At 63.4% G+C, this 25,987-nt stretch carries 26 protein-coding genes and 2 tRNA genes; 8 read left to right on the top strand and 20 right to left on the bottom strand.

Going from position 1 to position 25,987, the window contains the following annotated elements; translation table 11 throughout:
* Positions 1–10: 10 nt before the first annotated feature.
* From ABGN05_RS22765 to ABGN05_RS22720, 10 genes are all read right to left on the bottom strand, one after another.
* A complete protein-coding gene (locus ABGN05_RS22765; RefSeq protein ID WP_367956337.1) occupies positions 11–2,908 on the bottom strand; it encodes a hypothetical protein in 2,898 nt (965 codons plus the stop codon).
* A gap of 37 nt (positions 2,909–2,945) precedes the next feature.
* The gene (gene rfbD / locus ABGN05_RS22760; protein ID WP_367956336.1) at positions 2,946–3,839 is read right to left on the bottom strand and encodes a dTDP-4-dehydrorhamnose reductase; all 894 of its coding nucleotides are present in this window, start codon (positions 3,837–3,839) and stop codon (positions 2,946–2,948) included.
* Positions 3,836–4,906: a dTDP-glucose 4,6-dehydratase gene (rfbB, locus tag ABGN05_RS22755; protein WP_367956335.1), complete on the bottom strand. Its 1,071-nt coding sequence runs from the start codon at positions 4,904–4,906 to the stop codon at positions 3,836–3,838. Before rfbB ends, rfbD begins: the two co-directional genes overlap by 4 nt.
* A gap of 12 nt (positions 4,907–4,918) precedes the next feature.
* Complete coding sequence (gene rfbC / locus ABGN05_RS22750; protein WP_367956334.1) at positions 4,919–5,473, bottom strand: dTDP-4-dehydrorhamnose 3,5-epimerase; 555 nt, start codon at positions 5,471–5,473, stop codon at positions 4,919–4,921.
* Entirely contained in the window at positions 5,470–6,351 is an 882-nt protein-coding gene (gene rfbA, locus ABGN05_RS22745) for a glucose-1-phosphate thymidylyltransferase RfbA (protein WP_367956333.1), read from the bottom strand. The genes rfbC and rfbA overlap by 4 nt, the downstream gene beginning before the upstream one ends.
* Before the next feature lie 101 nt (positions 6,352–6,452).
* Positions 6,453–7,859 carry a UDP-glucose dehydrogenase family protein gene (locus ABGN05_RS22740; RefSeq protein ID WP_367956332.1) on the bottom strand — a complete coding sequence of 469 codons (1,407 nt, stop codon included), beginning with the start codon at positions 7,857–7,859 and terminating at the stop codon, positions 6,453–6,455.
* A gap of 398 nt (positions 7,860–8,257) precedes the next feature.
* Positions 8,258–8,569, bottom strand: coding sequence for a hypothetical protein (locus ABGN05_RS22735; protein WP_367956331.1), 312 nt, complete (start codon positions 8,567–8,569; stop codon positions 8,258–8,260).
* Positions 8,566–9,171: a phage tail protein gene (locus ABGN05_RS22730; RefSeq protein ID WP_367956330.1), complete on the bottom strand. Its 606-nt coding sequence runs from the start codon at positions 9,169–9,171 to the stop codon at positions 8,566–8,568. The genes ABGN05_RS22735 and ABGN05_RS22730 overlap by 4 nt, the downstream gene beginning before the upstream one ends.
* A gap of 86 nt (positions 9,172–9,257) precedes the next feature.
* Complete coding sequence (locus ABGN05_RS22725) at positions 9,258–9,959, bottom strand: hypothetical protein (RefSeq protein ID WP_367956329.1); 702 nt, start codon at positions 9,957–9,959, stop codon at positions 9,258–9,260.
* A complete protein-coding gene (locus ABGN05_RS22720; protein ID WP_367956328.1) occupies positions 9,956–10,678 on the bottom strand; it encodes a hypothetical protein in 723 nt (240 codons plus the stop codon). The genes ABGN05_RS22725 and ABGN05_RS22720 overlap by 4 nt, the downstream gene beginning before the upstream one ends.
* Here ABGN05_RS22720 and ABGN05_RS22715 point away from each other — a divergent pair.
* Complete coding sequence (locus ABGN05_RS22715) at positions 10,677–11,330, top strand: hypothetical protein (RefSeq protein WP_367956327.1); 654 nt, start codon at positions 10,677–10,679, stop codon at positions 11,328–11,330. The two genes, ABGN05_RS22720 and ABGN05_RS22715, sit on opposite strands and share 2 nt — an antisense overlap.
* Here ABGN05_RS22715 and ABGN05_RS22710 read toward each other — a convergent pair.
* The 7 genes from ABGN05_RS22710 to ABGN05_RS22680 all read right to left on the bottom strand — a co-directional run bounded on the left by ABGN05_RS22710 (position 11,325) and on the right by ABGN05_RS22680 (position 15,194).
* Entirely contained in the window at positions 11,325–11,864 is a 540-nt protein-coding gene (locus tag ABGN05_RS22710) for a hypothetical protein (RefSeq protein ID WP_367956326.1), read from the bottom strand. The two genes, ABGN05_RS22715 and ABGN05_RS22710, sit on opposite strands and share 6 nt — an antisense overlap.
* A gap of 304 nt (positions 11,865–12,168) precedes the next feature.
* Positions 12,169–12,245, bottom strand: a tRNA-Arg gene (locus tag ABGN05_RS22705).
* Positions 12,246–12,287: 42 nt separating this feature from the next.
* Positions 12,288–12,593 carry an ETC complex I subunit gene (locus tag ABGN05_RS22700; RefSeq protein ID WP_367956325.1) on the bottom strand — a complete coding sequence of 102 codons (306 nt, stop codon included), beginning with the start codon at positions 12,591–12,593 and terminating at the stop codon, positions 12,288–12,290.
* Between the two features lie 64 nt (positions 12,594–12,657).
* Positions 12,658–12,734 (bottom strand) — tRNA-Pro (locus tag ABGN05_RS22695).
* 73 nt (positions 12,735–12,807) lie between these two features.
* Entirely contained in the window at positions 12,808–13,515 is a 708-nt protein-coding gene (gene hdaA, locus ABGN05_RS22690) for a DnaA regulatory inactivator HdaA (RefSeq protein WP_367956324.1), read from the bottom strand.
* Between the two features lie 4 nt (positions 13,516–13,519).
* Positions 13,520–14,665, bottom strand: a complete 1,146-nt coding sequence (locus ABGN05_RS22685) for an AI-2E family transporter (RefSeq protein WP_367956323.1) — start codon at positions 14,663–14,665, stop codon at positions 13,520–13,522.
* Positions 14,637–15,194 (bottom strand): CDP-alcohol phosphatidyltransferase family protein, encoded by a 558-nt coding sequence (locus ABGN05_RS22680; protein ID WP_367956322.1) that lies wholly within the window; start codon positions 15,192–15,194, stop codon positions 14,637–14,639. The genes ABGN05_RS22685 and ABGN05_RS22680 overlap by 29 nt, the downstream gene beginning before the upstream one ends.
* Positions 15,195–15,395: 201 nt before the next feature.
* Here ABGN05_RS22680 and purM point away from each other — a divergent pair, with 201 nt between their 5' ends.
* Together purM and purN are read left to right on the top strand one after the other, a co-directional pair.
* Positions 15,396–16,460, top strand: a complete 1,065-nt coding sequence (gene purM, locus ABGN05_RS22675) for a phosphoribosylformylglycinamidine cyclo-ligase (protein WP_367956321.1) — start codon at positions 15,396–15,398, stop codon at positions 16,458–16,460.
* Entirely contained in the window at positions 16,457–17,173 is a 717-nt protein-coding gene (gene purN / locus ABGN05_RS22670; protein WP_367956320.1) for a phosphoribosylglycinamide formyltransferase, read from the top strand. The genes purM and purN overlap by 4 nt, the downstream gene beginning before the upstream one ends.
* Before the next feature lies 1 nt (position 17,174).
* On the opposite strand, the gene ABGN05_RS22665 is transcribed toward purN, so the two are convergent.
* Positions 17,175–19,283: a molybdopterin-containing oxidoreductase family protein gene (locus ABGN05_RS22665; protein WP_367956319.1), complete on the bottom strand. Its 2,109-nt coding sequence runs from the start codon at positions 19,281–19,283 to the stop codon at positions 17,175–17,177.
* A gap of 110 nt (positions 19,284–19,393) precedes the next feature.
* On the opposite strand from ABGN05_RS22665, the gene ABGN05_RS22660 reads away from it, so the two are divergent.
* Positions 19,394–20,263 carry a 23S rRNA (adenine(2030)-N(6))-methyltransferase RlmJ gene (locus tag ABGN05_RS22660; RefSeq protein ID WP_367956318.1) on the top strand — a complete coding sequence of 290 codons (870 nt, stop codon included), beginning with the start codon at positions 19,394–19,396 and terminating at the stop codon, positions 20,261–20,263.
* A gap of 9 nt (positions 20,264–20,272) precedes the next feature.
* On the opposite strand, the gene ABGN05_RS22655 is transcribed toward ABGN05_RS22660, so the two are convergent.
* Positions 20,273–20,698: a nuclear transport factor 2 family protein gene (locus tag ABGN05_RS22655; protein ID WP_367956317.1), complete on the bottom strand. Its 426-nt coding sequence runs from the start codon at positions 20,696–20,698 to the stop codon at positions 20,273–20,275.
* Positions 20,699–20,835: 137 nt separating this feature from the next.
* Between ABGN05_RS22655 and ABGN05_RS22650 the strand changes: the two genes are divergently transcribed.
* Positions 20,836–21,276 (top strand): hypothetical protein, encoded by a 441-nt coding sequence (locus ABGN05_RS22650; protein ID WP_367956316.1) that lies wholly within the window; start codon positions 20,836–20,838, stop codon positions 21,274–21,276.
* A 55-nt stretch (positions 21,277–21,331) separates the two neighbouring features.
* The gene (locus ABGN05_RS22645; protein ID WP_367956315.1) at positions 21,332–21,928 is read left to right on the top strand and encodes a glutathione S-transferase family protein; all 597 of its coding nucleotides are present in this window, start codon (positions 21,332–21,334) and stop codon (positions 21,926–21,928) included.
* A gap of 104 nt (positions 21,929–22,032) precedes the next feature.
* On the opposite strand, the gene ABGN05_RS22640 is transcribed toward ABGN05_RS22645, so the two are convergent.
* The gene (locus tag ABGN05_RS22640; RefSeq protein WP_367956314.1) at positions 22,033–22,698 is read right to left on the bottom strand and encodes an outer membrane protein; all 666 of its coding nucleotides are present in this window, start codon (positions 22,696–22,698) and stop codon (positions 22,033–22,035) included.
* A 405-nt stretch (positions 22,699–23,103) separates the two neighbouring features.
* Between ABGN05_RS22640 and ABGN05_RS22635 the strand changes: the two genes are divergently transcribed.
* Together ABGN05_RS22635 and uvrC are read left to right on the top strand one after the other, a co-directional pair.
* Positions 23,104–23,865: an SDR family oxidoreductase gene (locus tag ABGN05_RS22635; protein ID WP_367956313.1), complete on the top strand. Its 762-nt coding sequence runs from the start codon at positions 23,104–23,106 to the stop codon at positions 23,863–23,865.
* Positions 23,862–25,979 carry an excinuclease ABC subunit UvrC gene (gene uvrC / locus ABGN05_RS22630; RefSeq protein ID WP_367956312.1) on the top strand — a complete coding sequence of 706 codons (2,118 nt, stop codon included), beginning with the start codon at positions 23,862–23,864 and terminating at the stop codon, positions 25,977–25,979. The genes ABGN05_RS22635 and uvrC overlap by 4 nt, the downstream gene beginning before the upstream one ends.
* Positions 25,980–25,987: the final 8 nt, after the last annotated feature.

Below are 25,987 nucleotides of genomic sequence, written 5' to 3'. Positions count from 1 at the left end.
CTTCAGAAAACTATCGAAGCGAACTGTTCGGTTCACGCCCTTCGCGTACGCCGAATTCTATGTAGTGCCGCAGCGGATCGACCCCGGCCTTCGCGACGTCTTCGTTGCGGCTTAGATACCAGTCGGGATCCACGATGCGGGCGCGGCGGAGAAGCGCCATCTGGCCGCGCAAGCGAAGGCCGCGCGGCAACAGTCGCCACATGCGATTGCCCAATACATATCCGATGATGCGTCCCCTCTCCTCCATTCCCGCACGACGAACTCGGTCGAGCTCCTGCTGTTGCAGCATCAGTTGACGCTCGGCCTCCTCTCTCTGGCCCGCGAGTTGGGCCTGGAAATCGTTCCTAGCCTTTTCCAGTTCCAGCTTGTGTTTCCGCGCCTCCTCCGCGGCCTGCGAGCGCAGCCTCTCGGTATCCGCATTCGCGTCTGACAACTCGCTCCTCAGGAGTTGCAGGTGTTCCTCGAGCAGATCGGTCTGCCTGGCGGACGCTGCCTGCGTCTCGGCGAGAGCCTGCCTCACCGATTCCACCTCGGACAGCGCGTCGGCTTTCCCGCTTTCCGCGTCCTTGCGGGCGGCTTCCTGAGCAGCATTCTTCGCGCGCAGGTCCTTCATGTCGGAGAGCAGGAGCGACACCTGCTCTTTCAGCCCCGCTGCGGTCTTTTCGGTCTCGATCCGCGCGTGTCTTGCCTTGCCCAGATCATCCCGCAGCGAGGAGATTTCGCGCGTTCGTTCGCCGAGGAGTTGCTGCGATTCTGTGCGCGTCTTTTCAAGGAGCGCCTCGGCGTCGGCGGTTCGCCTGGTCGCTTCTTCCAGGAGCTTCGATGTCTGCTGTAGCGCGTCGCACGCGCTGGTCAGTTCGGCCGCCGTCTGTTCCACCTCGAGCCGACGCTGGGCCAGCGCGCTGCTGGTTTCGGAGAGCTTGTCGCGAAGTGTCTGCGCCTCGCGCTCGGCCGCTTCCCTTTGAGCGATCTCCGTGTCGAGCTCAGCCGACAACTCGGCCAATCGTTGTGCCGCCTGCGTGCGGTCCTCGGCTGCGGCTGCTTCGCTTGCAGCGAGCTTCGCCTCCGCCTCCGCGCGCGCCACAGCAGTCGTCGCGGCTTGCGCGCTTCGCTTCTCCAGTTCAGATTGGAGGCCCGACAACTGCCTTTCACGCACGCCGGCTTGCTGCCTAAGAGAAGACAGCTCCTGCTCCGCGACGGACATCCGCTCACGAAAGTCATTCAGCGCGGCAGTGCGCCTGGCGATCTCCGCCTGCAGATCGGCAAGTTTGGTATCGCCCTCTTCGATCCGCCGGCGCGAGGCAGCGAGTTCCTCTTCCAACTGCTCGGATTTCTGCGCGGCCGCGTTCGCCCTTTCCTGCACGTCATTGAGGGCGGCGGTGCGTCGGGCGATCTCGGCGGCCAGTTCGCCGAGCTTGGTTTCCGCCTCTTCGACACGTTCCTGCGAAGCGGAGAGGTCGCCCTCCAGTTGCTTCGCCTTCTGCGCGATCGCCGCCGAGGCCGCTTCGGCAGTGCTCGCCCTTTCCCGCACCGCATTCAGCGCTGTGGTTCGTCTGGCGGTCTCCGCCGCCAGTTCGGCCAGCTTTGTCTGTTCCTCTGCCATCCGACCGCGCGAGACGGCGAGATCCTCCTCGAGCTGCGCTGCTCTTTGTTCGGCGGCCGCCAAAGTCTCCTCGGCCGCACCCGCCCGCTCCCGGATGTCGTTCAAAGCGGCGGTACGCCTGGCGATCTCCGTCACCAGTTCGCTGATCTTGTTCCTGCTCTGCTCGATGTGCTCGCCAGAGAGAGCGAGTTCCTGCTCGAGCTTCCTGGCTTTCTGCTCGGCGGCGGCCGAAGCCGCCTCGGTCGCGCGCAGCTTCGCCTGGGCTTCCTTCAAGGCCTCCGCTCTGCGCGTGGCCTCGCCATGCAGCTCCGAAACCTTGTCCTGTGCCGCCGCGAGCTTGCCGGCGTTTTCCGATACGGTCTTTTCGAGCCTCACCACCCTGGTTCGCGCCGTCCGGCCGGTTTCGATGAGACGCGCGAAGGCCGGCGAAGCCGCATTGAAGTTCGCGCGGATGTCGTCCAGCGCAGGTCGGTCCCCGGGCCGCTCTTCCGTTCGCGACCAGTCCAGGAGAATGGAGTAGGTATCGCGAAGCCACTCTGACAGATTGGGGTTCTCCGTGACGGTTTCCGGTGCTTCCGTGTGGTGCCGGTAGCTTGCCGAGAGGAAGGCTTCGACATCCTCTGCGGTGCGATTGGAAAACCGGGGCCATGCGATGCCGAGAGCTTTCTGGGCATCCTTGGCAACACGCGACCAGTTCTTCATCAACTGATCGTACGTTGAGAACAACCGAGGAATGTCGCGGGAAGCTGCTTCGGCATCGAGCACGTGGCGGAGCCAAAGCAGCTGGCTGAGTTCGGTCTCGAGGCCGTCCCGCCTCTGCAGCGATGCGGCCACTTCGATAGGGTTGCGAAGCGGCAGGATAGCCGCCGGCGCCACCTTCGATGCCTCCAGCACGTCGAGCCAGAACGGCAGCAGCCGGCTGATGCGCGGATCCTTCATCACGAACAGGCGCGAGGTGCCGTACTCCGCGTTCAGCGTCGCGACGGCCTCTTCCCGGAATTCCTCTGCCTTTGCCGACGAAAACCAGCCGGGATTGAGCTCCAGCCAGTCGTCCCAGCCGGAACCCGCGGACTTGAGTATCCGATCGTTCAACTGCCGGATGGGCTCCGATTCCCAATGCCCGGCCTCGTTGTACGGGTTCCCGGCCATGATCGTCTGGGGAAGATCGCAGCCGAGCAGGTTGACCACGCGCGCAAGCGCCGAGGTCCCGGAGCGATGCATGCCAAGAATCAGCACCGCAGTCCGCCGCGGTGCCTTCTTCGTCTTGCGGGCTTTTGCACCTTTTGAAGTCTTAGAGGCTGCCATCTACTCGTTTCCAAGCGAACTCGTCGCGACCATTGCCCTATCGGCCGCCGCTTGGTGCCGCGACCAGCCGTTCCACCACACGATCGCTCGAGACCCGCCAATCGGGCGCCACCCATCCGAAAGCATCCAGGAAACGATCGGTCGAGAGCCGCGAATTGGCGGGCCGCTTTGCCTTGGTCGGAAAGTCCGCCGTCGTTATCTCGCGGACCTCGGCCCACGGTCCCCCGAGCGTGCGGCTGGTACCCAGCACATGCGCAGCAAACCCGGCCCAATGTGTATCGCCGTTGCCGGCCAGATGATAGGTGCCGAATGGCGCCGCATCGCTTCGCAGTCGCTCGGCGGCGGTCAGGATCGCGTCCGCGATGTCGTGCGCGGAGGTCGGGTTCCCCCACTGATCCGCCACGACGGAAAGCGAGTCGCGGTCGGCGGCGAGCCTCAGCATCGTCTTTACGAAATTCTTTCCATAGACGCTGTAGACCCAGGCCGTCCGAAGGATCAGATGGCGCGGGTTCGCGGCAGCCACCGCCCTTTCGCCCGCCAGCTTGGTCGCGCCGTAGACGCCAATCGGCGCAGCGGGGTCGTCTTCCCGATAGGGCCGTTCACCCCCGCCGGAAAAGACGTAGTCGGTCGAAAGATGGATGACCGGCGCGCCGATCCCGGCTGCGGCCGCGGCCACCGCGCCGGCGCCTCGCTCGTTGATTGCGGCAGCGATCTCGGGCTCGTCCTCGGCTTGGTCGACCGCGGTATAGGCAGCGGCGGAGACGACGATGTCCGGGCGGGCCGCCCGGATCGCCGCATGCACGCTCGCCGGGTCGGCAAGGTCGAGGTCGGGCCGTCCGGCAGCGATGATCTCGAGCCGCGGCCGACCCGCGGCCGCCTCGATCAGACTGCTGACGACCTGTCCCTGCCTGCCGGTGACGAGTATCCTCATGCCGTGCCTGTCTTGGCCACTCCGAGCCTCTCTCCGGCATATCGGTCCGAACGGATGGGGCCCCACCACCACTCATTGTCGAGATACCAGTCGATCGTGCGCGCGAGCCCGGTGTCGAAGCTCTCCTGGCGCCGCCAGCCGAGCTCGCGCTCGATCTTGGACGAATCGATGGCGTAGCGGCGGTCGTGTCCCGGCCGGTCCGTCACGAAGGTGATAAGGTCCCGATAGCTCGCGCCGCGCTTGCGCGGACGCTTCTGGTCGAGGATGTCACAGATCGACTGCACGACTTCCAGGTTGGTGCGCTCGGCGTGCCCGCCGATGTTGTAGCTCTCGCCAACGACGCCCGTGGTCGCGACCAGTTCAAGGGCGCGGGCGTGGTCTTCCACGTAGAGCCAGTCGCGGACGTTCGCGCCGTTGCCGTAGACCGGCAGCGGCCGTTCGTCGAGCGCGTTGAGGATGACGAGCGGAATGAGCTTTTCAGGGAAGTGATAGGGGCCGTAGTTGTTGGAGCAGTTCGACAGCACCACCGGCAAGCCGTACGTCTCGTGCCAAGCGCGCGCGAAGTGATCGGAGGCCGCCTTCGAGGCCGAATAGGGGGATGACGGCGCGTACGGCGTCTCCTCGGTGAAGATGCCGGAATCGAACGGCAGGTCGCCGAAGACCTCGTCGGTCGAGATGTGGTGGAAGCGGAAGCGCTCCTGCGAAGCCGAGGACAGCCCCTTCCAGTAGGCAAGGGCGGCATTCAGCATGCGGAATGTTCCGATGACGTTCGTCTCGACAAACGCGCCGGGCCCGTCGATTGAACGGTCCACATGGCTTTCGGCCGCCAGGTGCATCACGGCCTCGATCTCTTCGGCCTTCAGGATGTCCAGTACCGCCGCATCGTCGCAGATGTCCGCCTTGACGAACCGATAGTTGGGCAAGTTGTCGATCTCGCGCAGCGACGCCAGATTTCCGGCGTAGGTCAGCTTGTCGACGTTCACGACCCGGTTATCGGGATTGCGTGCAAGCAGCCGGCATACGGCCGATCCGATGAAACCGGCTCCACCCGTGACGAGAATCCGCACTGTTCTACCTCATCAATCGAAAATATCTGCATCGGCGAGCGGCGGCGCGCGCAAATCCTTTGGCGAAAGCTGCAACTCGTCCGCTCCCAATGGCCAATCGATCCCGATCGACGGATCATCGTAGCGGATCGCGCGGTCGTGCTCGGGCGAATAGAAGTCCGTCGTCTTGTAGATGACCTCCGTGTCATCCTCCAGCGTCACGAAGCCGTGCGCGAAGCCTTTGGGCACGAGGAACTGGTTCCACTTGGTCGCGGAGATCTCGATCGCGTGCCACTTACCGAACTGTGGCGAACTTCGACGGATGTCGATGGCGACGTCGAAGATCGCGCCCCTGACGACACGCACCAGCTTGTCCTGCGCGAAGGGCGGAAGCTGATAGTGGAGGCCGCGAAGCACGCCGCGACGGGCCGAATAGGAGTGGTTGTCCTGAACGAAGTCCAGGTCGACCCCGGCGTCCTGCAACACCTTCCTGTTGTAGGTTTCGGAAAAGAAGCCGCGATCGTCGCCGAAACGCTTCGGAACGATCTCGAGAACGCCTTCAAGCTCGTTCTTCCTGATTTCCGTCATGTCTGCTCCAGTTCTGCGACGCGTCTGCGCAGATAGGACGCATATTCGTTCTTCCCCAGGCGATCGGCGCGGGCATAGACCTGCGCCGGACTGAGCCAGCCCATCTCGAAGCCGATCTCCTCCGGACAGGCGATCTTCATGCCCTGCCGGTGCTCGATCGTGCGCACGAAGGATGAGGCTTCGTGGAGGCTATCGTGCGTGCCCGTGTCGAGCCAGGCGTAGCCTCGGCCGAGCTGGTGCACGTGGAGACTACCCTTCTCGAGATAGTGGTTGTTGACGGAGGTGATCTCGAGTTCGCCCCGTTCCGACGGCTTGATCGAGGCGGCGACGTCGACGACGTCGTTGTCGTAAAAATAGAGCCCGGTCACGGCCCAGTTCGACTTCGGCTCCGCGGGCTTCTCCTCGATCGAGAGCGCCTTTCCCGTCTGGTCGAACTCGACGACGCCGTAGCGTTTCGGGTCCTCCACATAGTAGGCAAAGACCGAGGCGCCGCTCTCGCGCGCCGCCGCGGCCTTGCACATGCTGGAGAGCCCCTCTCCGAAGTAAATGTTGTCGCCGAGGATCATCGCGACATTGTCGTTGCCAATGAACTCGCGGCCGATGATGAAAGCTTCGGCGAGGCCGTTCGGGTGCGGCTGCTCCGCGAAACTCAAGTTGATCCCGAAATCTTCACCGCTGCCCAGAAGCTCGCGGAAGACCGGAAGATCGCGCGGCGTCGAGATGATGAGAATATCGCGGATTCCGGCCAGCATGAGGACGCTGAGCGGATAGTAGATCATCGGCTTGTCGTAGATCGGCAGTATTTGTTTGGAGATGGCCAGCGTAAGCGGATAAAGCCGCGTCCCGCTGCCTCCTGCCAAAATAATACCCTTGGCCATTGTCACCCCATCCTATTGGAATTCCAGATGCGCGCACGGCCGCTCTGGCTGTTGGTGCCCCACTGTACCGGTCGAGTTCTTGCAGGAACCGTCCCGGAAAATCAATTCCCGACCGCGGCGCGGTTCGACAACCGGGGCGCGGAAACTTCCGATGGGGCATTCTTGCCACGCACGCCCTCCGCGAGGCCTCTTCCAACACCGTAGAGCGTGATCCCCTGGCGGGAGGTCACGACCGGATCGAAGACATTGCGGCCGTCGAAAATGACGGGTTCCTTCAGCATTCTCTTCAACTGGCCGAAGTCCGGTGCGAAGAAGCTCTTCCATTCGGTGACGAGGAGGAGCGCATCAGCGCCTTCGAGCGCTTCCTCCTGCGTTTCGCAGAGTTCCAGGCCATCGACCTCGCCATAGATCCGGCGGCACTCGTCCATGGCTTTGGGGTCGTAGGCGCGAACCTTAGCCTTCGCCGCCCAGAGTGCCTCCATCAGCACCCGGGACGGCGCTTCGCGCATGTCGTCGGTGTTCGGCTTGAAGGCGAGGCCCCACATCGCGAAGGTCTTGCCGGCGATGTCCCCTCCGAAGTGCTGCAGTATCTTGTCGAAGAGGAAGCGCTTCTGCAGATTGTTGCGACGCTCCACCGACTTCATCACCGTGGCGTCGAAACCCACCTCGTCTGCGGTTCTGATCAGCGCCTGGACGTCCTTGGGGAAGCACGAACCGCCATAGCCCACGCCGGGATAGATGAACTGGTAGCCGATGCGCGGATCCGAGCCGATGCCGAGCCGGATCTTCTCGATGTCGGCGCCCAGGAGTTCGGCCAGGTTTGCGATCTCGTTGATGAAGCTGATCTTCGTGGCAAGCATGCAGTTCGCCGCGTACTTTGTCAGTTCGGCGCTGCGGATGTCCATGCTGATGATCTTCTCGTGGTTGCGGCTGAACGGCGCATAGAGTTCGCGCAACACCTTTTCGGCCGCTTCGCTTTCCACACCCACGATGATCCGATCCGGCTTGCTGCAATCCGCCACCGCGGCGCCTTCCTTGAGGAACTCCGGATTGGACGCGACGTCGAAAGTGAGATCGGGCCGGTTCCGCTCGGCCAGGCGGGCCTTCATCGTCGCCTTGACCTTGTGGCTCGTCCCCACCGGCACGGTCGACTTCACCACGACGATCTTGTGATCGGCCATGTTGGCCGCGATCTGGTCGGCGACGCCCAGCACGTATTTGATATCGGCCGAACCGTCCTCGTCCGGCGGCGTGCCGACGGCAATGAACTGGAGAGTGCCGTGCTCGATGCCTTCTGCTGCGTCCGTGGTGAAGACGAGCCGGCCGGCGGCGCTGTTTTCCTTGACGAGCCTTTCCAGACCGGGCTCGTAGATCGGAACATGGCCCTGCTTGAGGCCTTCGACCTTGCGGGCGTCGATGTCGACGCAGATCACGTGATGTCCCGCCTCGGCAAGGACCGCCGCCTGCACGAGGCCGACGTAACCCGTTCCAAAGAATGTCACCTGCACTTCAAGTTCTCCACTCGCATAGTCGGCCGGCTCCTGTCTTCTCCGCAGGACCCGAACCGATCTCGTGTCGAGGACGGGCCGCAAACAGTCTGCCAACCCCATCCACGAAAGATTGCATTGAACCCATGAAACGAGAGGCCGTCAAAGGTAAGCGATCGATCGGCGAAGTCTCATATGCATGTATTGGGAGATGCCGACCATCACCGCCCGCCTCCTAGTACAGTCCCGCAATCGATGCAACGCCGATGGTGCCGGTGCGTCAGGCATCCGGTTTCGCTTCATCGAAACCTCGGCTATCCGCAAGTGGCAACCGGAGCGGGAAGCCTGTTCGACCCGCTTGAACCGCGCTCATCCGCTCCGGCCGCCTGCTCGAACTCACCAGGTATTCGTGCCGAATCCTACGGCCTCTCGAACCGATAGCCAAAGGCCTCGACATCTTGACGGCAGCGTCGGCCCACCTCCTCGGCGAGTTCCGACGAGTAGTAGGTGGAGTAGTGGGCGTGCTTCGACGCGTTGACACGCTTCAAGTCGAGCCGTCTGCCAATCCTGTCCGCCAAGGCAGCATTGAGATCGTTCTCGAGACGCTCGAAAAGGCCGACGAAATCGACGATGAGGTTGCCGCCGCCAGGCGCTCTGCCGCCTGGCTCACGTCCGCACGTCGGGATGCGTCCGTCTCCCTGCCAGTTCTCTACAAGGACTTGAGCCGTCAATTTTGTGATGGGTAGATGCCTACCAACGCGACACACCACATCAACGCGAGGTAGGGGCTCCGCTTGCCGATCGCCTGGCCGCCCCCGGTATTTGCAATCATGGCGGGATCCATTACTTTGTCCGCAGGACCATCATGATACTGCGGGGAGGTATCGTTGGCGCCGAGGAAATCATTTGCCGGCCCCTTCTTGTTCGCGTCCGAACTGGTTGCCCTGACGCTATGGTTGTGCGGCGGCATGTTGTTGATCCCGATGGTCAGACTCTCGGCGCCGCCCGTCTGTCCCAGAATGTAATTGGTCAGTCCTGGTCCGGTGCCGTTGTGGATCGGTGCGCGTCCGCGCAAGTCCGGCAGAGCGAACGTCGTTTGCCCATTGCCGCCATACGTGGTGCCAAGGATCGAAAACAGTGCGGTGTTCTGCGAGATAGCTAGTAGACTGCCGTCGGCCCGACCCCAGCCGCGCGGGCAGAAATTGCCGCCGAACAGCATGAGTTGGCCGATAAACGGTTCTGCCTGCGCATTTGCCGGTGAGGACGTGAATGCGGGGCCGGACAATATTGCCGCGACGGCAACAGCTCTTATGTACCTGCTCTGTGTTTTCATCGAATACTCCTGGTAAGAATTTCTCGATAGCGGAGCATTCCTGTTTCTTTTGGGAGCGTTTTGCAAGACAAAAGCGCATTTTCGGTTCAGCCCGGAATAGTTTTAGGTGAAACATTTAGGCGATATTTGGCGGAATCTAATGCATCAGGATTAATGTCCATGGCGCGCAGCAGCGCAGGGAGCACACTGCCTTCTGCAGCGGTCGCGCCGTCATAATCGACGATCCGAACGGTGGCATGGAAATGGTCGCGAAAGCCGCGTACCAGCGCATTAAAGTCGAGGAGCCAACTATCTTCCTCGACATATAGAGCCGACGTAGGATCGTCTGAGGGAACTCGACCCGGCTTCTTTAGAAGCTGTACTCGGTAGGAACGCAGGAAATCGGCTGGCTTTCGGAAGACAAGCACCACCACGAAGTCCTGCCCGGCCTGGCCGAACAGATGCCGCAGCCTCAGGAACTCGTCCTCATGCCGAAGGTAGGAGAGATCTTCGTTGGTGAATATTTGATGATTTGTATTGGAACGAGAAAGAAACGATTGAACTTTGACGCTTACGTTGCGTTCATATTCCGCTCCCAGCTGTAGATCGGGCCAATTATGCTTAGCGAAAGAGTCCCGATCGAGCCTCAGCGAAGCCAGATGCAGTTCCGTGTGATTTCGGGGGTTTCGGTGGGAGCCTTCGAATACATCGTAATCGAGGAGCCGTAGCGCCTCCGTATTGTCGGCAATCATGGCTTGAAAGGACTTCGAGCCTGTTTTGTGTGTGCCGGCGTGAAGATAGATCGTCATGTTCGGCGAATGATGTCCCAGCGCGTCGCCTCGTTCGTATGCAACGCTGCAAACCGTCTGAAAACGGTATCGTTGACAAGCACACGATTGATAACTTCCACGGTAAGCCGCTGGACAGAATCAGAGCAGTCGGCGTTCAGCCTGTCGATGCGGCCAAGGAGATTGCGAATCATGTCGCCTCGCACAACGCCATAACGTGTAACGCCGTCGAAAAGCACGACCTGAGGCGAAGCGTACATACGTTCAGCGCCCTCGCGTGCGAGGTGCGGCGCGTTTATCGCCCGTCGCTCGGTTTCATAGAGCTTGACGGTATTTGCGACGGCGGACGCGAGCAAAGCACGGCTTCTGCTGGCCTCGTCCTGAGCGTGATCGGCGAACGTGTCACAGGCCGATACCAGCCAGCGCAGGTCCAGTTCCTTGCACAGGTTCTCGGCGATGCGTGACCACATTGACAGGAATTCGGTGAGGGCAATTTCCAGGCAAACTTCCCGTCTGATCAAGACGATCAGTGCGGCATGCAGCAATCCAAGTTCGCTGCGCCCAGCGAATTCCTGTTCAAGATTGCCGAGATGCTTTTCCAAATTCGGGTGGCGGCCAAGCTTTATGTGGAAGTCGCGAGTGACCGTTGTCGATCGCAACTCCTCCAGTGACTTCGACAACATCCGATCAACCAGCGCTATTCCGGTTCGATCCCGAGGCATGATACGGTTCGAATCCATGATCAAGGCTCATCTCTTACACATCCGCAAGACGGGGGGCACCGCAGTCAAACACGCTCTGCGGAATTGCCCCGCTCCGACCTATATCGCGCTGTGGCCGCACAACAAACGGCTTAGTGACATCTCGCTGGGCGAAAAGGTAGTTTTCGGCGTCCGCGATCCGGTCCCGAGGTTCGTCAGCGGCTTCAATAGCCGGCTTCGGATGGGCCGGCCGCGCAACAATCGCCCATGGACACCCGAGGAGGTTCGGGCATTTGCACGGTTCAAGACCCCAAATGAACTCGCAGAGGCTTTGTCCAGCGCTGACCCAGAACGACTTGAGGAAGCCAGGCGGGCCATGCTTGGTATCCGTCACGTTAGCCACCCTCTTTCGCAGACGCTCGGATCGCCCGAGTATCTTCGCGAACGAAGCGACGACATCCTGATGATCCTGCATCAGTCCGATCTCGCGTCGGATTTCGATGCGCTGAAGCGCAAGCTCTGCCTTCCACCGGAATTGCGCCTGCCCGACGACGAGACCGCGATGCACCGAACACCGGTGGGGTTTGAGACGAGGCTCAGCGCCATCGGGAGGCGAAACATTGAAACCTGGTACGAAGCGGATTATGCCATCTACCGGGAGAGTCTCGCACTACGGGACCGATTGTTATAGTCTGGTTGTGTTGGCGTGGAAGAACTCGATCTCGGGGCCGAGGATGTCGCGCAGTTCTCCCATGACCAGATCGTTGCCCATGACGTCTTGACTGTGCTGCGCATATCCGCTCATCGGATTCGCGTTCTCGGCCTGCCTTGGCCCCGTGACACCGAGTATGTCTTCGAGGCGCAACAGTTCCTCGTCGAGTTTGTCTCCGTCGCCGACGAAATCGAACGTCGAAAGATCGACGTCCCGGAAGAAGAAGTCCCTATAGAAACCGCTCATCTGCGGCAGTCGCGCAAAAGTGACAATGTCCATCCGGGTATCCAGAACATGCTGGTGAAGACTGTGGCCGCCGGCGGGCGTAGCGAGCCAGTAGAAGTAGTGAGAAAGTGTCCGCCGAACTGGCTCGCGAAGAAATGTAATCCTCACCGCATTCTCGACGGCTTCGTACTTCCGGGCCCAAAAATGACCATGAACGACCTTCGCCCCTTCGGGCAATACACGAACGCTTGAATGACGTGCGAGAAACTCAGCCTCCCGAATGTTCATCTCCGATATGGGATCCAATGGCCGGTCCCGGTAGTCCCGTAGGACATGCGCCTCCCCGAAGACGCCCTCCAGCCATCCCCGGAACGATATGCCGGCGCATTTCGGTACGTGGACGGAAATGATCGGCCTTCGCTTCATTGTTCCAGAGGCCGTTCGTACCGACCTGTCTTGCGTTTGGTTGTTTGGATTATCAATAGAAAATGAGGTACTAGGGCAAGAAAATAGGGAGATCATGTATTCCACTGCGGTTACCGCCCCGCTACCCAAGCCTGTGCACCATAATATTTAATTTTCGTAGCTTTTTTGGCGATCCCGGCAGGATTCGAACCTGCGACCATCGGCTTAGAAGGCCGGTGCTCTATCCAGCTGAGCTACGGGACCGGCGGTCCGGCGCGGCGCCGGACAGGTGTTCGTGAGGGGCGCTCAGTGCGTCCAGGGTATCTTGCGGTCATAGCGGAAATTGTCCGAATAGGAAATCTGGCGGCGCTTGATCTCCTTCGGCTCCTGGACCCTGAAGGCGAGTCCCTGCTTCCTCGCGTAGGCGACGGCTTCTTCCCTCGTGTCGAAGACCAGGCGGATCTGGCTCTTCATGTCGCCGGAGGTCGTGTAGCCCATCAGCGGATCGATCTTCTTGGGCTGCTCGGGATCGAATTCCAGCACCCAGCGGCCGGTCTTGGCCTTGCCCGACTGCATGGCGGTTCTGGCTGGACTGTAGATGAGGGCTGACATTGTCGATCCTTTCGCTAGCTCGCAAGAGCGTCCGCACCCGGACCGAAGCCCGGCGCGCGGCGGCTGGTCGGAGTGGCAGGATTCGAACCTGCGACCCTCTGGTCCCAAACCAGATGCGCTACCAGACTGCGCTACACTCCGACGTCCGCCTAGGAGGCGTGGGATACACAGGAAGGCCGCGAGCCGCAACTGTTTTGCAGTCCACCGGCACGCTTCAAAGTTCGAACTCGCCCTGGCCCTGGTCCATCGCGGTCACCACCTGCGCGGCCAGCCCGCGGGTGATGCGGGACTTCTGCTCGAGGGCGGCGCGATCGAGCTTCTCCACCACGCGGCCCGCGGTGGAAAGCGAACGCTCCATGCGCGAGACGAGGTAACTCACCACATGGGCCTCCACGTCGAGTTGGCGGTCGGCGAAGAGCTTGGTGATGACGCCGGCGAGCAGCATGTCGTCCGGTTCACCGATCTCGACGACCGTCGCAGCCTTCAGGCGGGATTCCAGATCGGGGAGCGAGACGCCCCAGGCAAGCGGGAAAGTGCGCGACGTCATCAACAGGAAGGAATTCGCCGCACGGACCGAGTTGATGAGATGAAACAGCGCCGTCTGGTCAAAGCCTCGCGCCTCGACGCCGTCGATAAGGACCGGGCGGCCCGCCTCCGCGACCTGGCAGGCTAGGCCGAGCCCTTCAAGCGGTATGCGCTGCGCGTCGGCCGCCTCGGCCCAGACCGCGCCCAGGTGCGTCTTGCCCGATCCGGTCGGCCCCGCCAGGATGACGACCGGAGAGGGCCAGTCGGGCCATCGGTCGATCGCCGCCACCGCCTTGGCGTTGGCCGGGGAAACCACCAGGCTGTCGCGCGAGAACTCGGCATGGTGCCCGAGGTCGAGCGGCAACTGCCGCGGGTTCGCCTTTGCTTTCACCGACATGGCATCAATCCGGGCGCCGGACGGGCACGATGACCGGATCGTGCCCGCGATACATCGGCGATTCCAGATACCGCGACAGAGCGAAGCGCACCAGCACCGCGACAGCCGCGGCCGCCGGCACGGCGAGCAGCAGGCCGACGAAGCCGAACAGCGATCCGAAGGCGAAGAGCGCGAACATGAGCCAGACCGGATGCAAGTTGACGCTGCGACCGACCAGCTTGGGCTGCAGGATGTTGCCCTCGATGAACTGGCCCGCGAAGAAGATGCCGGCCACGATGGCGACCATGATCCAGTCGGGCCAGAACTGCACGAAGGCCACGCCCACCGACAGGACAAGACCGACCAGCGAGCCGATGTATGGAACGAAGCTGATCAGGCCCGCGACCAGCCCGATCAGCAGCCCGAAGTTCAGCCCCGCCGCCGTCAGCGCCACCGCATAGAGGACGCCGAGGATGATGCAGAGCGTGCCCTGCCCGCGCAGGAAGCCGGCGGTCGACAGGTTGATCTCGGTCGCCAGGCGACGGACCGTGCCGAGATGTTCGCGGGGGATCCAGTTGTCGACGGTCGCCACCATGCGGTCCCAGTCGAGCAGCATGTAGAAGGCCACGACCGGCGTCACCACGAGCAGCCCGCCGATGTTGATCAGGGCCAGGCCAGAGGTCCAGAGCGACTGGAAGAGCCCGGTCAGGAACCCCGCTCCCTGCGTGATCAGCGTGCTCAGCGCCTCGCGCAGGCTGTCGGACTTCACTCCGATCGTGCGCTCCAGCCACGCCGGGTCGAGGTTCGTCACGAGCGACTGGAGCTGCGCCAGGTAGGCCGGCAGGTTCGCCGCGAAGCCGGCGAGCTGCGTGGCGAGGATGGGCACGATGATCATCAGCGCCAGCACGAAGGAAACGACGAATGCGATCAGTATGGTGATGGTGGCCGCCAGCCGCGACATGCCGAAGCTCTCGAGCTTGTCGGCGACCGGATCGAGGAAATAGGCCAGCACCATGCCCGCCACGAAAGGCAGCAGGATCGAGCTGAAGACCAGCAGGAATAGGATGAAGACCACACCCGTCGTCAGCCAGAACATGACCTGGCGCCGAAACGAGGCGTTCGCCGCCGCATCTCTGTCGGGTTCAGCCTCTGGAGGTTTCGCTCTCGCCATCACCGTTCATGTGCCTGAGCCAGGCGACGAGATAGGCCGCGCCGGAAGCCGCGGTCAAGATGCCTGACAGCACCACAAGGGAGAGGCGAAACAAGCCGGGCTCCGCCTCGAAGGAAAGCTGGCCGAGAACCAGGGCCGCGAGCACGATCTGGACCGCCGTGTTTGCCTTCGAGACGAGAAGCGGCTTCATCGCCACCGGATTGCCCATGATGGTCGAGAGCAGCACCCCGCCGACGATGAGCCCGTCGCGGGAAACGGTCGCGATGACGAGCCACAGGGGCAGTTCCCCCATGTAGCCGAGCACGACGAAGACCGAAACCAAGAGGAGTTTGTCGGCCATTGGATCGAGATAGGCGCCGAGTTCGGATCGCTGGTTGAAGTGGCGCGCGATGAAGCCGTCCACGCCGTCGGATACGCCGGCAACGAGGAAGCCGGTCAGTGCCCAGCCCATTTCTCCGGTCAGAAGCGCGAACACCACGGCCGGCACCAGCAGGAAGCGAAGGATCGTGATGAAGTTCGGGACGGTCAAGTTTCGGTCTCGGCAAACGCCTGTGGATACGGGCTGAAGATGGCTGCTGGCGTGGCCGCGTTCAAGGAGCCAGCGGCGTGGGGAAATCCATCCACCAGTTGCGCCACGGGATCGCGCCCGATGCGGGCGCGCTTCTTGCAGCACCGGCGTTCTCATGCGATGGACCGGGCAGGAACACCGTCAACCGACAGGCACGGGTCAATGAGCGACGGCAGGAACGGGCTCACCTATGCGGACGCCGGCGTGGATATCGACGCCGGGAACGCCATGGTGGAGAAGATTAAGCCGCTGGTGCGCGCGACGCGCCGGCCGGGCGCCGACGGCGAAATCGGCGGGTTCGGCGGGCTGTTCGACCTCAAGGCGGCTGGGTTCTCGGACCCCGTGCTGGTCGCCGCCAACGACGGCGTCGGCACCAAGCTGCGCGTCGCCATCGAATCGGGCATCCACGAGACCGTGGGCATCGACCTCGTCGCCATGTGCGTAAACGACCTCGTTGTGCAAGGGGCCGAACCCCTCTTCTTCCTCGACTATTTCGCCACCGGCAGGCTCGACCCGGATCAAGGCGCCGCGATCGTTGCCGGCATCGCCGAAGGCTGCCGCATGGCGGGCTGCGCGCTGATCGGCGGCGAGACCGCCGAGATGCCGGGCATGTACGCAGCCGGCGACTACGACCTCGCCGGGTTCGCGGTCGGCGCCGCCGAACGCGGGCAGCTGCTGCCCACCGACGACATCGTGGAAGGGGACGTCATTCTCGGACTGGCCTCCTCGGGCGTGCACTCCAACGGCTTTTCACTGGTGCGCAAGATCGTCGAGAAGAGCGGTCTCGGATGGGACGATCCGGCCCCCTTCGCCACGGACATGAGCCTTGCCCGCGCCCTGCTCGAGCCCACCCGCATCTACGTGAAGCCATTGCTCCACGCCGTGCGCGGCACCCACGGCATCAAGGCGCTGGCGCATATCACCGGCGGCGGTTTCCCCGACAACATCCCGCGCGTGCTGACGGACGACTGGTCCGCCGAAATCGATCTCGAGGCGATCGACGCTCCGCCGGTGTTCGGCTGGCTGCAGAAGACCGGCGGAATTGCCGATCTCGAGATGCTGAGGACGTTCAACTGCGGCATCGGCATGATCGCCGTGGTCTCCGCCGGACAGGCAGCGCAGGTCGCGGCCGTGCTCAACCAGGCTGGCGAGACGGTCTCGCCGATCGGCCGCATCTGCCCCCGCCGCGACGCCGGCGTCATCTATCGCGGAGCCATCGAACTGTGAACGCAAAGAAGAGGGTCGCCGTCCTCCTGTCCGGCCGCGGTACCAACATGGAGGCGCTGCTGGCGGCGGCATCGGCGCCTGAGTATCCGGCCGAGATCGTCGGTGTCCTGTCCAACAACGCATCGGCTCTCGGGCTGGCGACCGCCCGGGCGCGCGGGATCGATGCTGTTTGCATCCCGCAGAAGGGTTTCAAGACCCGCTCTGAGCACGACGCGGCGGTGTCGGAGGCACTTTCGGAGTTCTCGCCCGACATCGTGTGCCTTGCAGGCTACATGCGCGTCCTCACCGCCGACATTGTGGCGGCGTGGGCCGGCCGCATGATCAACATTCATCCGTCCCTGCTTCCCGCCTTCCCGGGTCTCGACACGCACCGGCGTGCGCTCGAGATGGGAGTGCGCATCCACGGCTGTTCCGTTCATTTCGTGACCGAGAAGACGGACGACGGCCCGATCATCGCGCAGGCGGCGGTGGCGGTGCTGCCCGAAGACGACGCCGAAACTCTCGGGCAGCGCGTGCTGACGGCGGAACACCGGCTCTACCCGATGGCGCTGTCGATGGTGGCAAGGGGCGAAGTGCGGCTGGAAGGGGACAGGACGGTCTTCGCAGGCCCGGGCGGAAGCGATCCCGACCAGCGATTGTACTCGCCTTCGCCGGAAGAGATGTTCCGCCGGCAGGAGACGGACCTGGAGCACCTGGCCCGGTTCACGCCTTAGGTCAGTTTGCCGCCCGCACCCACACCCGGTTGTCGTGGAACGCCGCGCCGCCGTAGGGCGCCGCTGCGTCAGCGCCGGTCAGGACGTTGATCCCCTCCCCGCGCTCATGCGCGGAATTGGGCCAGATGCCTTCCGCGATGACGACACCGCGACGGACGCCGTCGAATAATCGGACGTGCAGGACGATCTCGCCGCGCTTGTTGCCGAGTTCGACGCGGTCGCCGTCTGCCAGGCCGAGCACCAACGCGTCGGAAGGGTGGATCATCACCTCCGGGCGCTTCTCGCGCGTGACGGAGCCGGGCGTCTCGGAGAAGCTCGAATTCAGGAAGGAGCGGGCCGGCGAAGTCGCCAGGCGGAACGGGTGTTCTTCGTCCGCGACTTCGATCAGATCGACGTGATCGGGATATTTGGGCAACTTCTCGTGCGGCCCCATCAGCCCCATCGACTTCGGCGGCTTGTTGGGCGCGATGCCGCCCTGCCATTGCGGCTTGAACCGGAACTTTCCGTCCGGATGGCCGAAGCCCGACACGTAGTGCGCCGTCTCGAAATCAGGTTGCAGGTCGGCCCAGCGTTCTTCCCTGAACGTGTCGAACGTGCCGAGGTCGCGCCTGCCCAGCATGATTTCGATATGCTCACGCGCACTCATGCCGAAGCCGGGTCGGTCGGCGACGCCGAGGCGCTTGGCCAGTTCCTCGATGACGAAGAGGTTTTGACGCGGCCCTTCCGGCGGGTCGACGAGTTTGGGCCCGAGCGTGACATGCTGGTTGCCGCCGCCCTTGTAGATGTCGTCATGCTCCAGGAACATTGTGGCCGGCAGGACTACGTCGGCGAGCTTCGCCGTATCGGTCATGAACTGCTCGTGGACGCAGGTGAACAGATCGTCGCGTAGCAGGCCGCGCTTCACCAGGCGCTGCTCCGGCGCGACATTGGCGGGATTTGTGTTCTGGACGAGCAGCGCGGTCACCGGCGGACCGCCCTGCAGTGCGTCGGCGTCTCCGGTGAGGACGCGGCCGATCTGCGACTGGTCGAGATGGCGGATCGACGGGTCCATCATCGCGCCACCCTGGACAAGGGACGAATCGAGCTTCAGCACGCCGCTGTTGGAGTGGAAGGCGCCGCCCCCCTCATATTGCCAGCAGCCGGTGACGGAGGCGATCGACAGGGCAGCGTGCATGTTCACAGCGCCGTTGCGCTGACGGGCGAAGCCGTAGCCGAGACGGAAGAAGGTCCGCTTCGTCGTCCCGACCAGCCGGGCGAAGGCCTCGATCTCCTCTACCGGAAGTCCCGTGATGGCGGAAGCCCATTCGGGCGTGCGGGTTCGCAGGTGCCGTTCCAGCCCGGCGGGATCATCGGTGTACTTTTCGAGATACGCGCGGTCGGCGAGCCCGTCTCGGAAGAGGATGTGCATGACCGCGCAGGCGAGCGCGCCATCGGTGCCGGGCTTGAGGATCAAGCCCATGTCGGCCTGCTTCATCGTCGCGTTGTCATAGATGTCGATGACGACGATCTTGGCGCCGCGCTCCTTTCGGGCGCGCACGGCATGCGTCATCACGTTGACCTGCGTGGCGACCGCGTTGGTGCCCCAGATCACGACGCAGTCCGATTTCGCCATCTCGCGCGGATCGGGGCCGGCGAGCCTGCCGGTGCCCATCACGTAACCGGTCCAGGCGAGGTTGGTGCAGATCGTGTCGAAGAACCCGGAATATTTCTTCGCGTGCCGCAGGCGGTTGATCGAATCGCGCTGCACGAGGCCCATCGTGCCGGCGTAGTAGTAGGGCCATACCGTCTCAGAGCCGTGCTTCGCCTCGGCCGCGAGGAATTTTTCGGCCACGAGGTCCAGCGCGGCCTCCCAGCTCGCGTCCTTCCAGCTTCCCTCCCCCTTGCCGCCAGCGCGCACCAGCGGCTTCAGGAGCCGGTCGGGATGATGGATGCGTTCGGAGTAGCGTGCCACCTTGGCGCAGATCACGCCGGCGGTGTAGCTGTTGTCCTTCGCGCCGTGCACCCGGCCAATGCGATCCGGCCCGAGGACCTCGACGTCGAGCGCGCAGGTCGAGGGGCAGTCATGCGGACAGGCCGAATGGCCGATGCGGATGGGCGCGTGCTGGTTCATACTGCGACATTAGCCGCTTTCGAATGCCCGTTACAGGCCGCGCGGACGAATTCGTTTGATCGGATCGATCGCGCGTGGTGATGCATTGCGGCCAAACGTGAAGCCGAGCCATGAACTACCGCCACGCCTACCACGCCGGAAACTTCGCCGATGTCGTCAAGCACGCCGTGCTGGCGCGCATCATTGAGTACCTGAAGCGCAAGGACAAGCCGTTCCGGGTGATCGACACCCATGCGGGTACGGGGCTCTACGACCTTTCCTCCGAGGAGGCACAGAAGACCGGCGAATGGCGAGGCGGTGTTGGTCGCCTGATGGACGCGGAGCTTCCCAAAGAAGCCCGAAAGCTGCTCGCACCCTACCTCGATGCCGTGCGCGTCCTCAATCCGGATGACAGCCTCCGCCTCTATCCCGGTTCGCCGACACTCGTGCGCCAACTGCTTCGTTCGCGCGACCGCCTGACCGCCGTCGAACTCCATCCGGCGGATGCCTCGCTCCTGAAGGCGCGGTTCGCCGGCGATTTCCAGGTCCGGGTCATCGAACTGGATGGCTGGCTGGCGCTCGGAGCACAGCTTCCGCCGAAGGAGAAGCGCGGTCTCGTGCTGATCGATCCGCCCTTCGAGGAACCCGGCGAGTTCGACCGCATCGTCGAGCGGCTCCGCAAGGCGCACCGGCGCTGGCCGGGAGGTATCTATGCGGTCTGGTATCCGATCAAGGAGATCGGTGCGGTCAAAGGCTTCCACGATGCGCTGCGCGAGGCGGGTATTCCAAGAATCACCGATTTTTCGATCCTCATTCGAAGCCCTTCATCGGAACCGACACTTGACGGCTGCGGGATGCTGGTCGTCAATCCGCCCTTCCCGCTGGCCGACGAGATGCGCACCGTCATGCCCGCGCTGGCCAGATGCCTCGGCGAACGGGGTTCCGGCAGTTGGCACGTCGAAGAGATCGCGGGCGAGGCCGTGCCTTCGAACGACGGCTGAGAAGGCCGACTAACGGAAGACCCTCCGCTTCAGCCGTTCCAGGCCGAGGAAGAAGCCGCCGATGCCGTTCGGGCCGTAGGGCTCGTAGGCCCGCATACTGACGATCAGCCCGTCCTTCACGTCGACGACGAAGACCTGCGGGAAGGAGAGCTTCTGGCCGCCTTTCAGCACGTGATTCGTGTCGACCTCGAATGCCGCGCTGCGGCCATCCGCGCCTTCGAAGACCCGCGCGATCCGGAAGCCGAACTGTTTCATGACCGAAAGTCCCCAGACCAGACCCTTCTCGATCTCGGCCCGGCCGCGCATCTCGGGATTGGGATAGTGCGGATCGATCAGCACGCCGTTCTCGGCAAAACACGCGAGCGCCGCGCGAATGTCGGCCGCTTCGGCTGCCCTGAACAGGCGTTCGACGACGCCCCTGACATCCTCTTGCATCGGCCGTTCCCCCTGCCCGCGTCGCTCACTCTATCCTTCGGGAACGGGAAGGCAAACGAACTGTCTTGACCGTTTGCCGTCCCGCCCGCAGAGTGCCCCTCGAAACACAATTTGTACCCAGAATCCGGCAGGTCCACATGAAGCGTCTCGCGGCATTGGCAACATCGGCAGCGCTCGCAGCCGGCGGGTCGTTGTCCATCTCCCAGCCGGCAAACGGCGCCGACCTTTCCAGCGGCTATTACGTGGACGGCAGCATATGCAGCGAGGGATGGGTGCTTAAGCGCGTTTCGGACAAATTCCGATATCAGGTTCAGCACGTCCCGAACCTTCCGGATGTCGCGATCGTCGATTTCCGCAACGTGCAGCTGCAGCGCTATCTCGATTCGTCCGAGAAATGGCCGGTCCCGCGCACCTACTGCGAAGCGACGGTCCTTCTGTCTGACGGTTTGAACCGCACCGCCTGGTACTTCATCGAGGAAGGAATGGGCTTCGCCGGCGTCGGCTCCAACGTGGAAGCATGTGTCGACGGTTTCGATCGCTGGAACGTCTACGACGGCCGCTGCCGCGTGGCGCGGTAGACGTCGTTTCCTCCCTCGCCCCACAAGTCTCGATTTCCAACCGCTGCGGATCCCCATGACGCGCATCCTCTTTTCGAATGCATCGCCCTACAGCGCCAAGGTCCGCATGGCCGCAGTCCATGCGAAAATCCCGTTCGAATCGGTCGCGGTCGACACGAACGCGGAACCGGCGATGCTGATGGATGCCAATCCACTGGGCAAGATCCCGGTGCTTATGACGGAGGACGGCGCGGCGATTTTCGACAGCCGGGCCATCACGCAGCAACTGAACCGCATGTCCGGCAACCTGCTCTTCCCGCGCAACGCCCTGAAGCGCGCCGAAGCCGAACGGCTGGAGGCGCTCGCCGACGGGATCGCGGATTGCCTGCTGGCCCATGTCTACGAACGGCGCTTCCGGCCGGAGGAAAAGATCCACCAGCCGTGGCTCGACAAGCAGTGGGCGAAAGTTACGCGCGCGCTCGATCATTTGAATGCAAATGCGCCGCGCCTGAGCAAGAAGATCAACGCGGGCCACATCGCGTTGCGGGCAGTGCTCGGTTATCTGTCGCTTCGCTTCGGCGAGGAGTGGCAGCGTGGCAGGGCCAAGCTCAAGCGGTGGATGAAGCGGTTCGACGAAACCTTCCCCGAACTGCTCGAATACCTCCCGAAATAGTATCCGGCGCCGAATATCGGACCAGAGACACGGAAGGCCGGACCTGGTGAGGTCCGGCCTTCCGATGCTTTTATAGGCAAGCCGGTCGTGTTGACCGGCTGGACTCAGAACTTGAAGCCGAGGCCGAGCAGGAAGTTGTTGGACGTCGAGTCCACTTCCGTAGCGCCGCCGGTCAGAGCGAAGTCTTCCTTGCCGAGGTCGGTGTAGCGGTATTCACCGCGTACGAAGACCTTCTCGGTCACCTTGACGTCGGCGCCGACACCAGCCGTCCAGCCGAGCATCGTATTCTTGTCGGAGGTAAGGCCGTCCGACACTTCGACGTTCGCGGCCGCGCCGCCACCCGTACCGTAGACGAGGATGTTGTCGGTGGCCGCAACGCCCATGCGGGCGCGCAGCGAACCGTTGATGCCGTGCTCGGTGGTGATGCCAGCATTGGTTCCGTCGGTGCCATCGTACCCGATGTCGGCTTCGAGACCGTAGACGAACATGCCGCTCTGGCCGTTCCAGCCGCCGAAGACGCCGCCGTTGAACCCGTCGGTATCGATCGAGTTGCCGGGAACCTCGTCTTCGCCGCTGAAGTTGTAGCCGCCCTGCAGACCGGCATATCCGCCAGCCCACGAGGCCACGGGAACCTGGTCGTACTGGATCGGCGCCGGTGCCGGCGGCTCTTCGCCGATGACGTCAGCCGCGAAGGCAGGCATGGCGCCCATGAATGCCGCGAACCCGAAGGCGGCGGCAACATTCCTGGCGGAGAGAATCTTGTTTGACATTGTTATAGCTCCTTAGCCGTACTTTGCGGAGACGCTCTGGTCTCCTACTCTGAAACGCGCCCCGACCCGCTGGGAGGAATGGTCTCGGGCCGGGCGTGTTCCGAATGTCGGTGACAAATGCGGCTGAACCGAAGGACAAAAGGGGTCATCGGCTGGCGGCGAAATGGCGGAAAGATGACGTGTCATTCGTGCAACAGGGGCGCTTCGCGGCGAGCCGAACCGGCATGAGCGGGGATCGCCTGACACTGACAAGTTTATGAAAAATCGAAGTATTTGCTCGAAGTCGGGTCCCGCGACCGAGAAGCTGTTCTGATGATCGCCTGCCGCGAACACGGGGGGTATACCGCTTCCTTTCCCGATTTGGCCGCATATATGAATGGAACACTAACGAAGCGGGTGGAAATCATGGCGGAAAAGGCGGTTGCGCTGGTCACCGGCGCGGCAAAGCGCATCGGCGCGGCAATCGCGGCCGACCTTGCCGCGAACGGATTTGCGGTGGCGATCCACTGCAACCGCTCCTGCGCGGAAGCCGAGCCCCTTCTCGCTTCGATCGCAGATGGTGGCGGACGGGCGGCGATCGTCCGCGCCGATCTCACGAACCGCAGCGAGGTGGCCGGGGTGATTCGTGCTGCGGAAGCCGCTCTCGGGCCCGTCCGTCTTCTGGTCAACAACGCGTCGGCATTCGAGAAGGACGAAGCGCAATCGCCGGACTGGAGCACCTGGGACCGTCACTTCGCCGTCCATCTGGAGGCCCCGGTCCGGCTTTCATCCGACATGGCGCAGCGTCTGCCGGACGGCGACGCGGGACTGGTCGTCAACATCGTCGATCAGCGCGTCTGGAAGCTGACACCGCAATTCTTCTCCTACACCTTGTCCAAATCGGCGCTCTGGACCGCCACGCAGACCATGGCGCAGGCCTTCGCGCCCCGCATCCGCGTCAATGCGATCGGACCCGGCCCGACGTTGAGGAACGAGCGCCAGGGGGAGTCCGATTTCGAGGAGCAGAGGAAGGGACTTCTCCTGAAAAGTGGCCCAATGCTGACGGAATTCGGTGCCACCATACGATATCTCTGGGGAACGCCGTCGATCACCGGACAGATGATCGCTCTCGACGGTGGCCAGCATCTTGCCTGGCAGACGCCCGATGTGACAGGCATGCGCGAATGAGCCCGACCAAGACAGAGCATCGCCGGCTTCCCGCCGGCCGCAAGGAACGTCCCCAGACCGATGGAGACGACATCGCCGGCTTCCTGCCGGGTGCCGACAACGACGATCCGGAAGGCGACGAGGAGAACGAAGCCGAGGCGTTCGAGACAACGGCGGCGGCATCCGAGGTGCCGGCGGTCGAGTGGGATTCGGCCTCGATCGATGCGGCGGGCAAGAGCGGAACCGACGTCATCGCGCATTTCGTCAAGCGCCTGCCCAACGCGCCCGGCGTCTATCGCATGATGAACGCGACGGGTGACGTCCTTTACGTCGGCAAGGCGCGCAGCCTGAAGAAGCGCGTGTCCACCTACGCGCAGGGCCGGTTCCACACCAACCGGATCGGACGCATGGTGCGAGAGACGGTCTCGATGGAGTTCGTCGTCACCCGCACCGAGATCGAGGCGCTCCTGCTGGAAGCGAATCTGATCAAGCGCTTGCGGCCGCGCTTCAACGTCCTGCTTCGGGACGACAAGTCGTTTCCCTACATCCTCATGACGGGCGATCATCCCGCCCCCGGCATCTTCAAGCACCGCGGCGCGCGCTCGCGCAAGGGCGAGTATTTCGGCCCCTTCGCCTCCGCCGGCGCGGTCGGCCGCACCATCAACGCGCTGCAGCGGGCGTTCCTGCTCAGGAGCTGCACCGATTCGGTCTACGAGAGCCGCACCCGGCCCTGCCTGCTCTACCAGATCAAGCGCTGCTCCGGTCCCTGCACCGGCGAGATCGGCGAGGCCGACTACGCCGAACTCGTCAACGAGGCCAAGGACTTCCTGTCGGGCCGCAGCCAGAAGGTGAAGGCCGAAATCTCCGGCGCCATGCAGGAGGCATCCGAGGCGCTCGATTTCGAACGCGCAGCGGTGTTCCGCGACCGGCTCTCGGCGCTGAGCCACGTCCAGAGCCATCAGGGCATCAATCCGCAGTCGGTCGAGGAGGCCGACGTCGTCGCGATCCACCAGGAAGGCGGACAGAGCTGCATCGAGGTCTTCTTCTTCCGCACCGGTCAGAACTGGGGCAACCGCGCCTACTTCCCCAAGGCCGATCCCTCGCTGGAATCCGCCGAGGTGCTCGGCGCCTTCCTCGCCCAGTTCTACGACGACAAGCCGTGCCCGCGTCAGATCCTGCTGTCGCACGTCGTCGAGGAGCAGGAACTGCTCACGCAGGCGCTCGCCACGAAGGCTGGCCGCAAGGTCACGATCTCGGTTCCCCGGCGGGGCGAGAAGAAGGGGCTGGTCGACCACGCGCTGCAGAACGCCCGCGAGGCGCTGGGCCGCCGGATGGCCGAGACCTCCTCCCAGGCGCGGCTGCTGGCCGGACTGGTCGATGCCTTCGGCCTGCAGCGGCCGCCCCGGCGCGTCGAAGTCTACGACAATTCCCACATCATGGGCACGAACGCGGTCGGTGCGATGATCGTCGCGGGTCCGGAAGGTTTCGTGAAGAACCAGTACCGGAAGTTCAACATCCGCTCGACCGACATCACCCCCGGCGACGATTTCGGCATGATGCGCGAGGTGATGGAGCGGCGCTTCTCGCGGCTCCTGAAAGAACACAGCGAGGCGCCTGGCGCGACGGTGGGCGGGAGCGCCGCGGACGGCGAAAGCGAGGACGACAATAGCGCCTTCCCCGCCTGGCCCGATCTCATCCTGATCGACGGCGGCGCGGGGCAGATGTCTGCCGTCCGCAAGATCCTGTCCGAACTCGGCATTGAGGACCGCGTGACGGCGGTCGGCGTCGCCAAGGGTGTGGACCGCGACGCCGGTCGCGAACGCTTCTTCGTCGCCGGGCGCGAGCCGTTCATGCTGCCGCCACGCGATCCGGTGCTTTACTTCATCCAGCGCCTGCGCGACGAAGCGCACCGCTTCGCGATCGGCTCGCACCGGGCGCGGCGCAAGAAGGAGATGGTGCGCAGTCCGCTCGACGAGATCGAGGGCATCGGCCCGTCGCGCAAGCGAGCGTTGCTGCACCACTTCGGCACCGCGAAGGCGGTGGGAAAAGCCGGCGTCGAAGACCTGATGACGGTCGAGGGGATCTCGGCCGGCATCGCCCGGCAGATCTACGAGCATTTCCACGAAAACGGCTGATCGGTCCG

The sequence above is a fragment of the Aquibium pacificum genome (assembly GCF_040839445.1).
GTDB classification, from domain to species: Bacteria; Pseudomonadota; Alphaproteobacteria; order Rhizobiales; family Rhizobiaceae; genus Aquibium; species Aquibium pacificus.
Note: the sequence above shows the minus strand (reverse complement) of the source record. Positions and strands in the feature narration are given on the sequence as shown.

Bases quoted from the DNA above. Each gene is read 5' to 3' on its own strand.
- ABGN05_RS22765 (WP_367956337.1), bottom strand. From the start codon at position 2,908: ATGGCAGCCTCTAAGACTTCAAAAGGTGCAAAAGCCCGCAAGACGAAG.
- rfbD (WP_367956336.1), bottom strand. From the start codon at position 3,839: ATGAGGATACTCGTCACCGGCAGGCAGGGACAGGTCGTCAGCAGTCTG.
- rfbC (WP_367956334.1), bottom strand. From the start codon at position 5,473: ATGACGGAAATCAGGAAGAACGAGCTTGAAGGCGTTCTCGAGATCGTT.
- rfbA (WP_367956333.1), bottom strand. From the start codon at position 6,351: ATGGCCAAGGGTATTATTTTGGCAGGAGGCAGCGGGACGCGGCTTTAT.
- ABGN05_RS22730 (WP_367956330.1), bottom strand. From the start codon at position 9,171: ATGAAAACACAGAGCAGGTACATAAGAGCTGTTGCCGTCGCGGCAATA.
- ABGN05_RS22725 (WP_367956329.1), bottom strand. From the start codon at position 9,959: ATGACGATCTATCTTCACGCCGGCACACACAAAACAGGCTCGAAGTCC.
- ABGN05_RS22715 (WP_367956327.1), top strand. From the start codon at position 10,677: ATGATCAAGGCTCATCTCTTACACATCCGCAAGACGGGGGGCACCGCA.
- ABGN05_RS22720 (WP_367956328.1), bottom strand. From the start codon at position 10,678: ATGGATTCGAACCGTATCATGCCTCGGGATCGAACCGGAATAGCGCTG.
- ABGN05_RS22710 (WP_367956326.1), bottom strand. From the start codon at position 11,864: ATGAACATTCGGGAGGCTGAGTTTCTCGCACGTCATTCAAGCGTTCGT.
- ABGN05_RS22700 (WP_367956325.1), bottom strand. From the start codon at position 12,593: ATGTCAGCCCTCATCTACAGTCCAGCCAGAACCGCCATGCAGTCGGGC.
- hdaA (WP_367956324.1), bottom strand. From the start codon at position 13,515: ATGTCGGTGAAAGCAAAGGCGAACCCGCGGCAGTTGCCGCTCGACCTC.
- ABGN05_RS22685 (WP_367956323.1), bottom strand. From the start codon at position 14,665: ATGGCGAGAGCGAAACCTCCAGAGGCTGAACCCGACAGAGATGCGGCG.
- purM (WP_367956321.1), top strand. From the start codon at position 15,396: ATGAGCGACGGCAGGAACGGGCTCACCTATGCGGACGCCGGCGTGGAT.
- ABGN05_RS22665 (WP_367956319.1), bottom strand. From the start codon at position 19,283: ATGAACCAGCACGCGCCCATCCGCATCGGCCATTCGGCCTGTCCGCAT.
- ABGN05_RS22660 (WP_367956318.1), top strand. From the start codon at position 19,394: ATGAACTACCGCCACGCCTACCACGCCGGAAACTTCGCCGATGTCGTC.
- ABGN05_RS22655 (WP_367956317.1), bottom strand. From the start codon at position 20,698: ATGCAAGAGGATGTCAGGGGCGTCGTCGAACGCCTGTTCAGGGCAGCC.
- ABGN05_RS22650 (WP_367956316.1), top strand. From the start codon at position 20,836: ATGAAGCGTCTCGCGGCATTGGCAACATCGGCAGCGCTCGCAGCCGGC.
- ABGN05_RS22645 (WP_367956315.1), top strand. From the start codon at position 21,332: ATGACGCGCATCCTCTTTTCGAATGCATCGCCCTACAGCGCCAAGGTC.
- ABGN05_RS22640 (WP_367956314.1), bottom strand. From the start codon at position 22,698: ATGTCAAACAAGATTCTCTCCGCCAGGAATGTTGCCGCCGCCTTCGGG.
- ABGN05_RS22635 (WP_367956313.1), top strand. From the start codon at position 23,104: ATGGCGGAAAAGGCGGTTGCGCTGGTCACCGGCGCGGCAAAGCGCATC.
- uvrC (WP_367956312.1), top strand. From the start codon at position 23,862: ATGAGCCCGACCAAGACAGAGCATCGCCGGCTTCCCGCCGGCCGCAAG.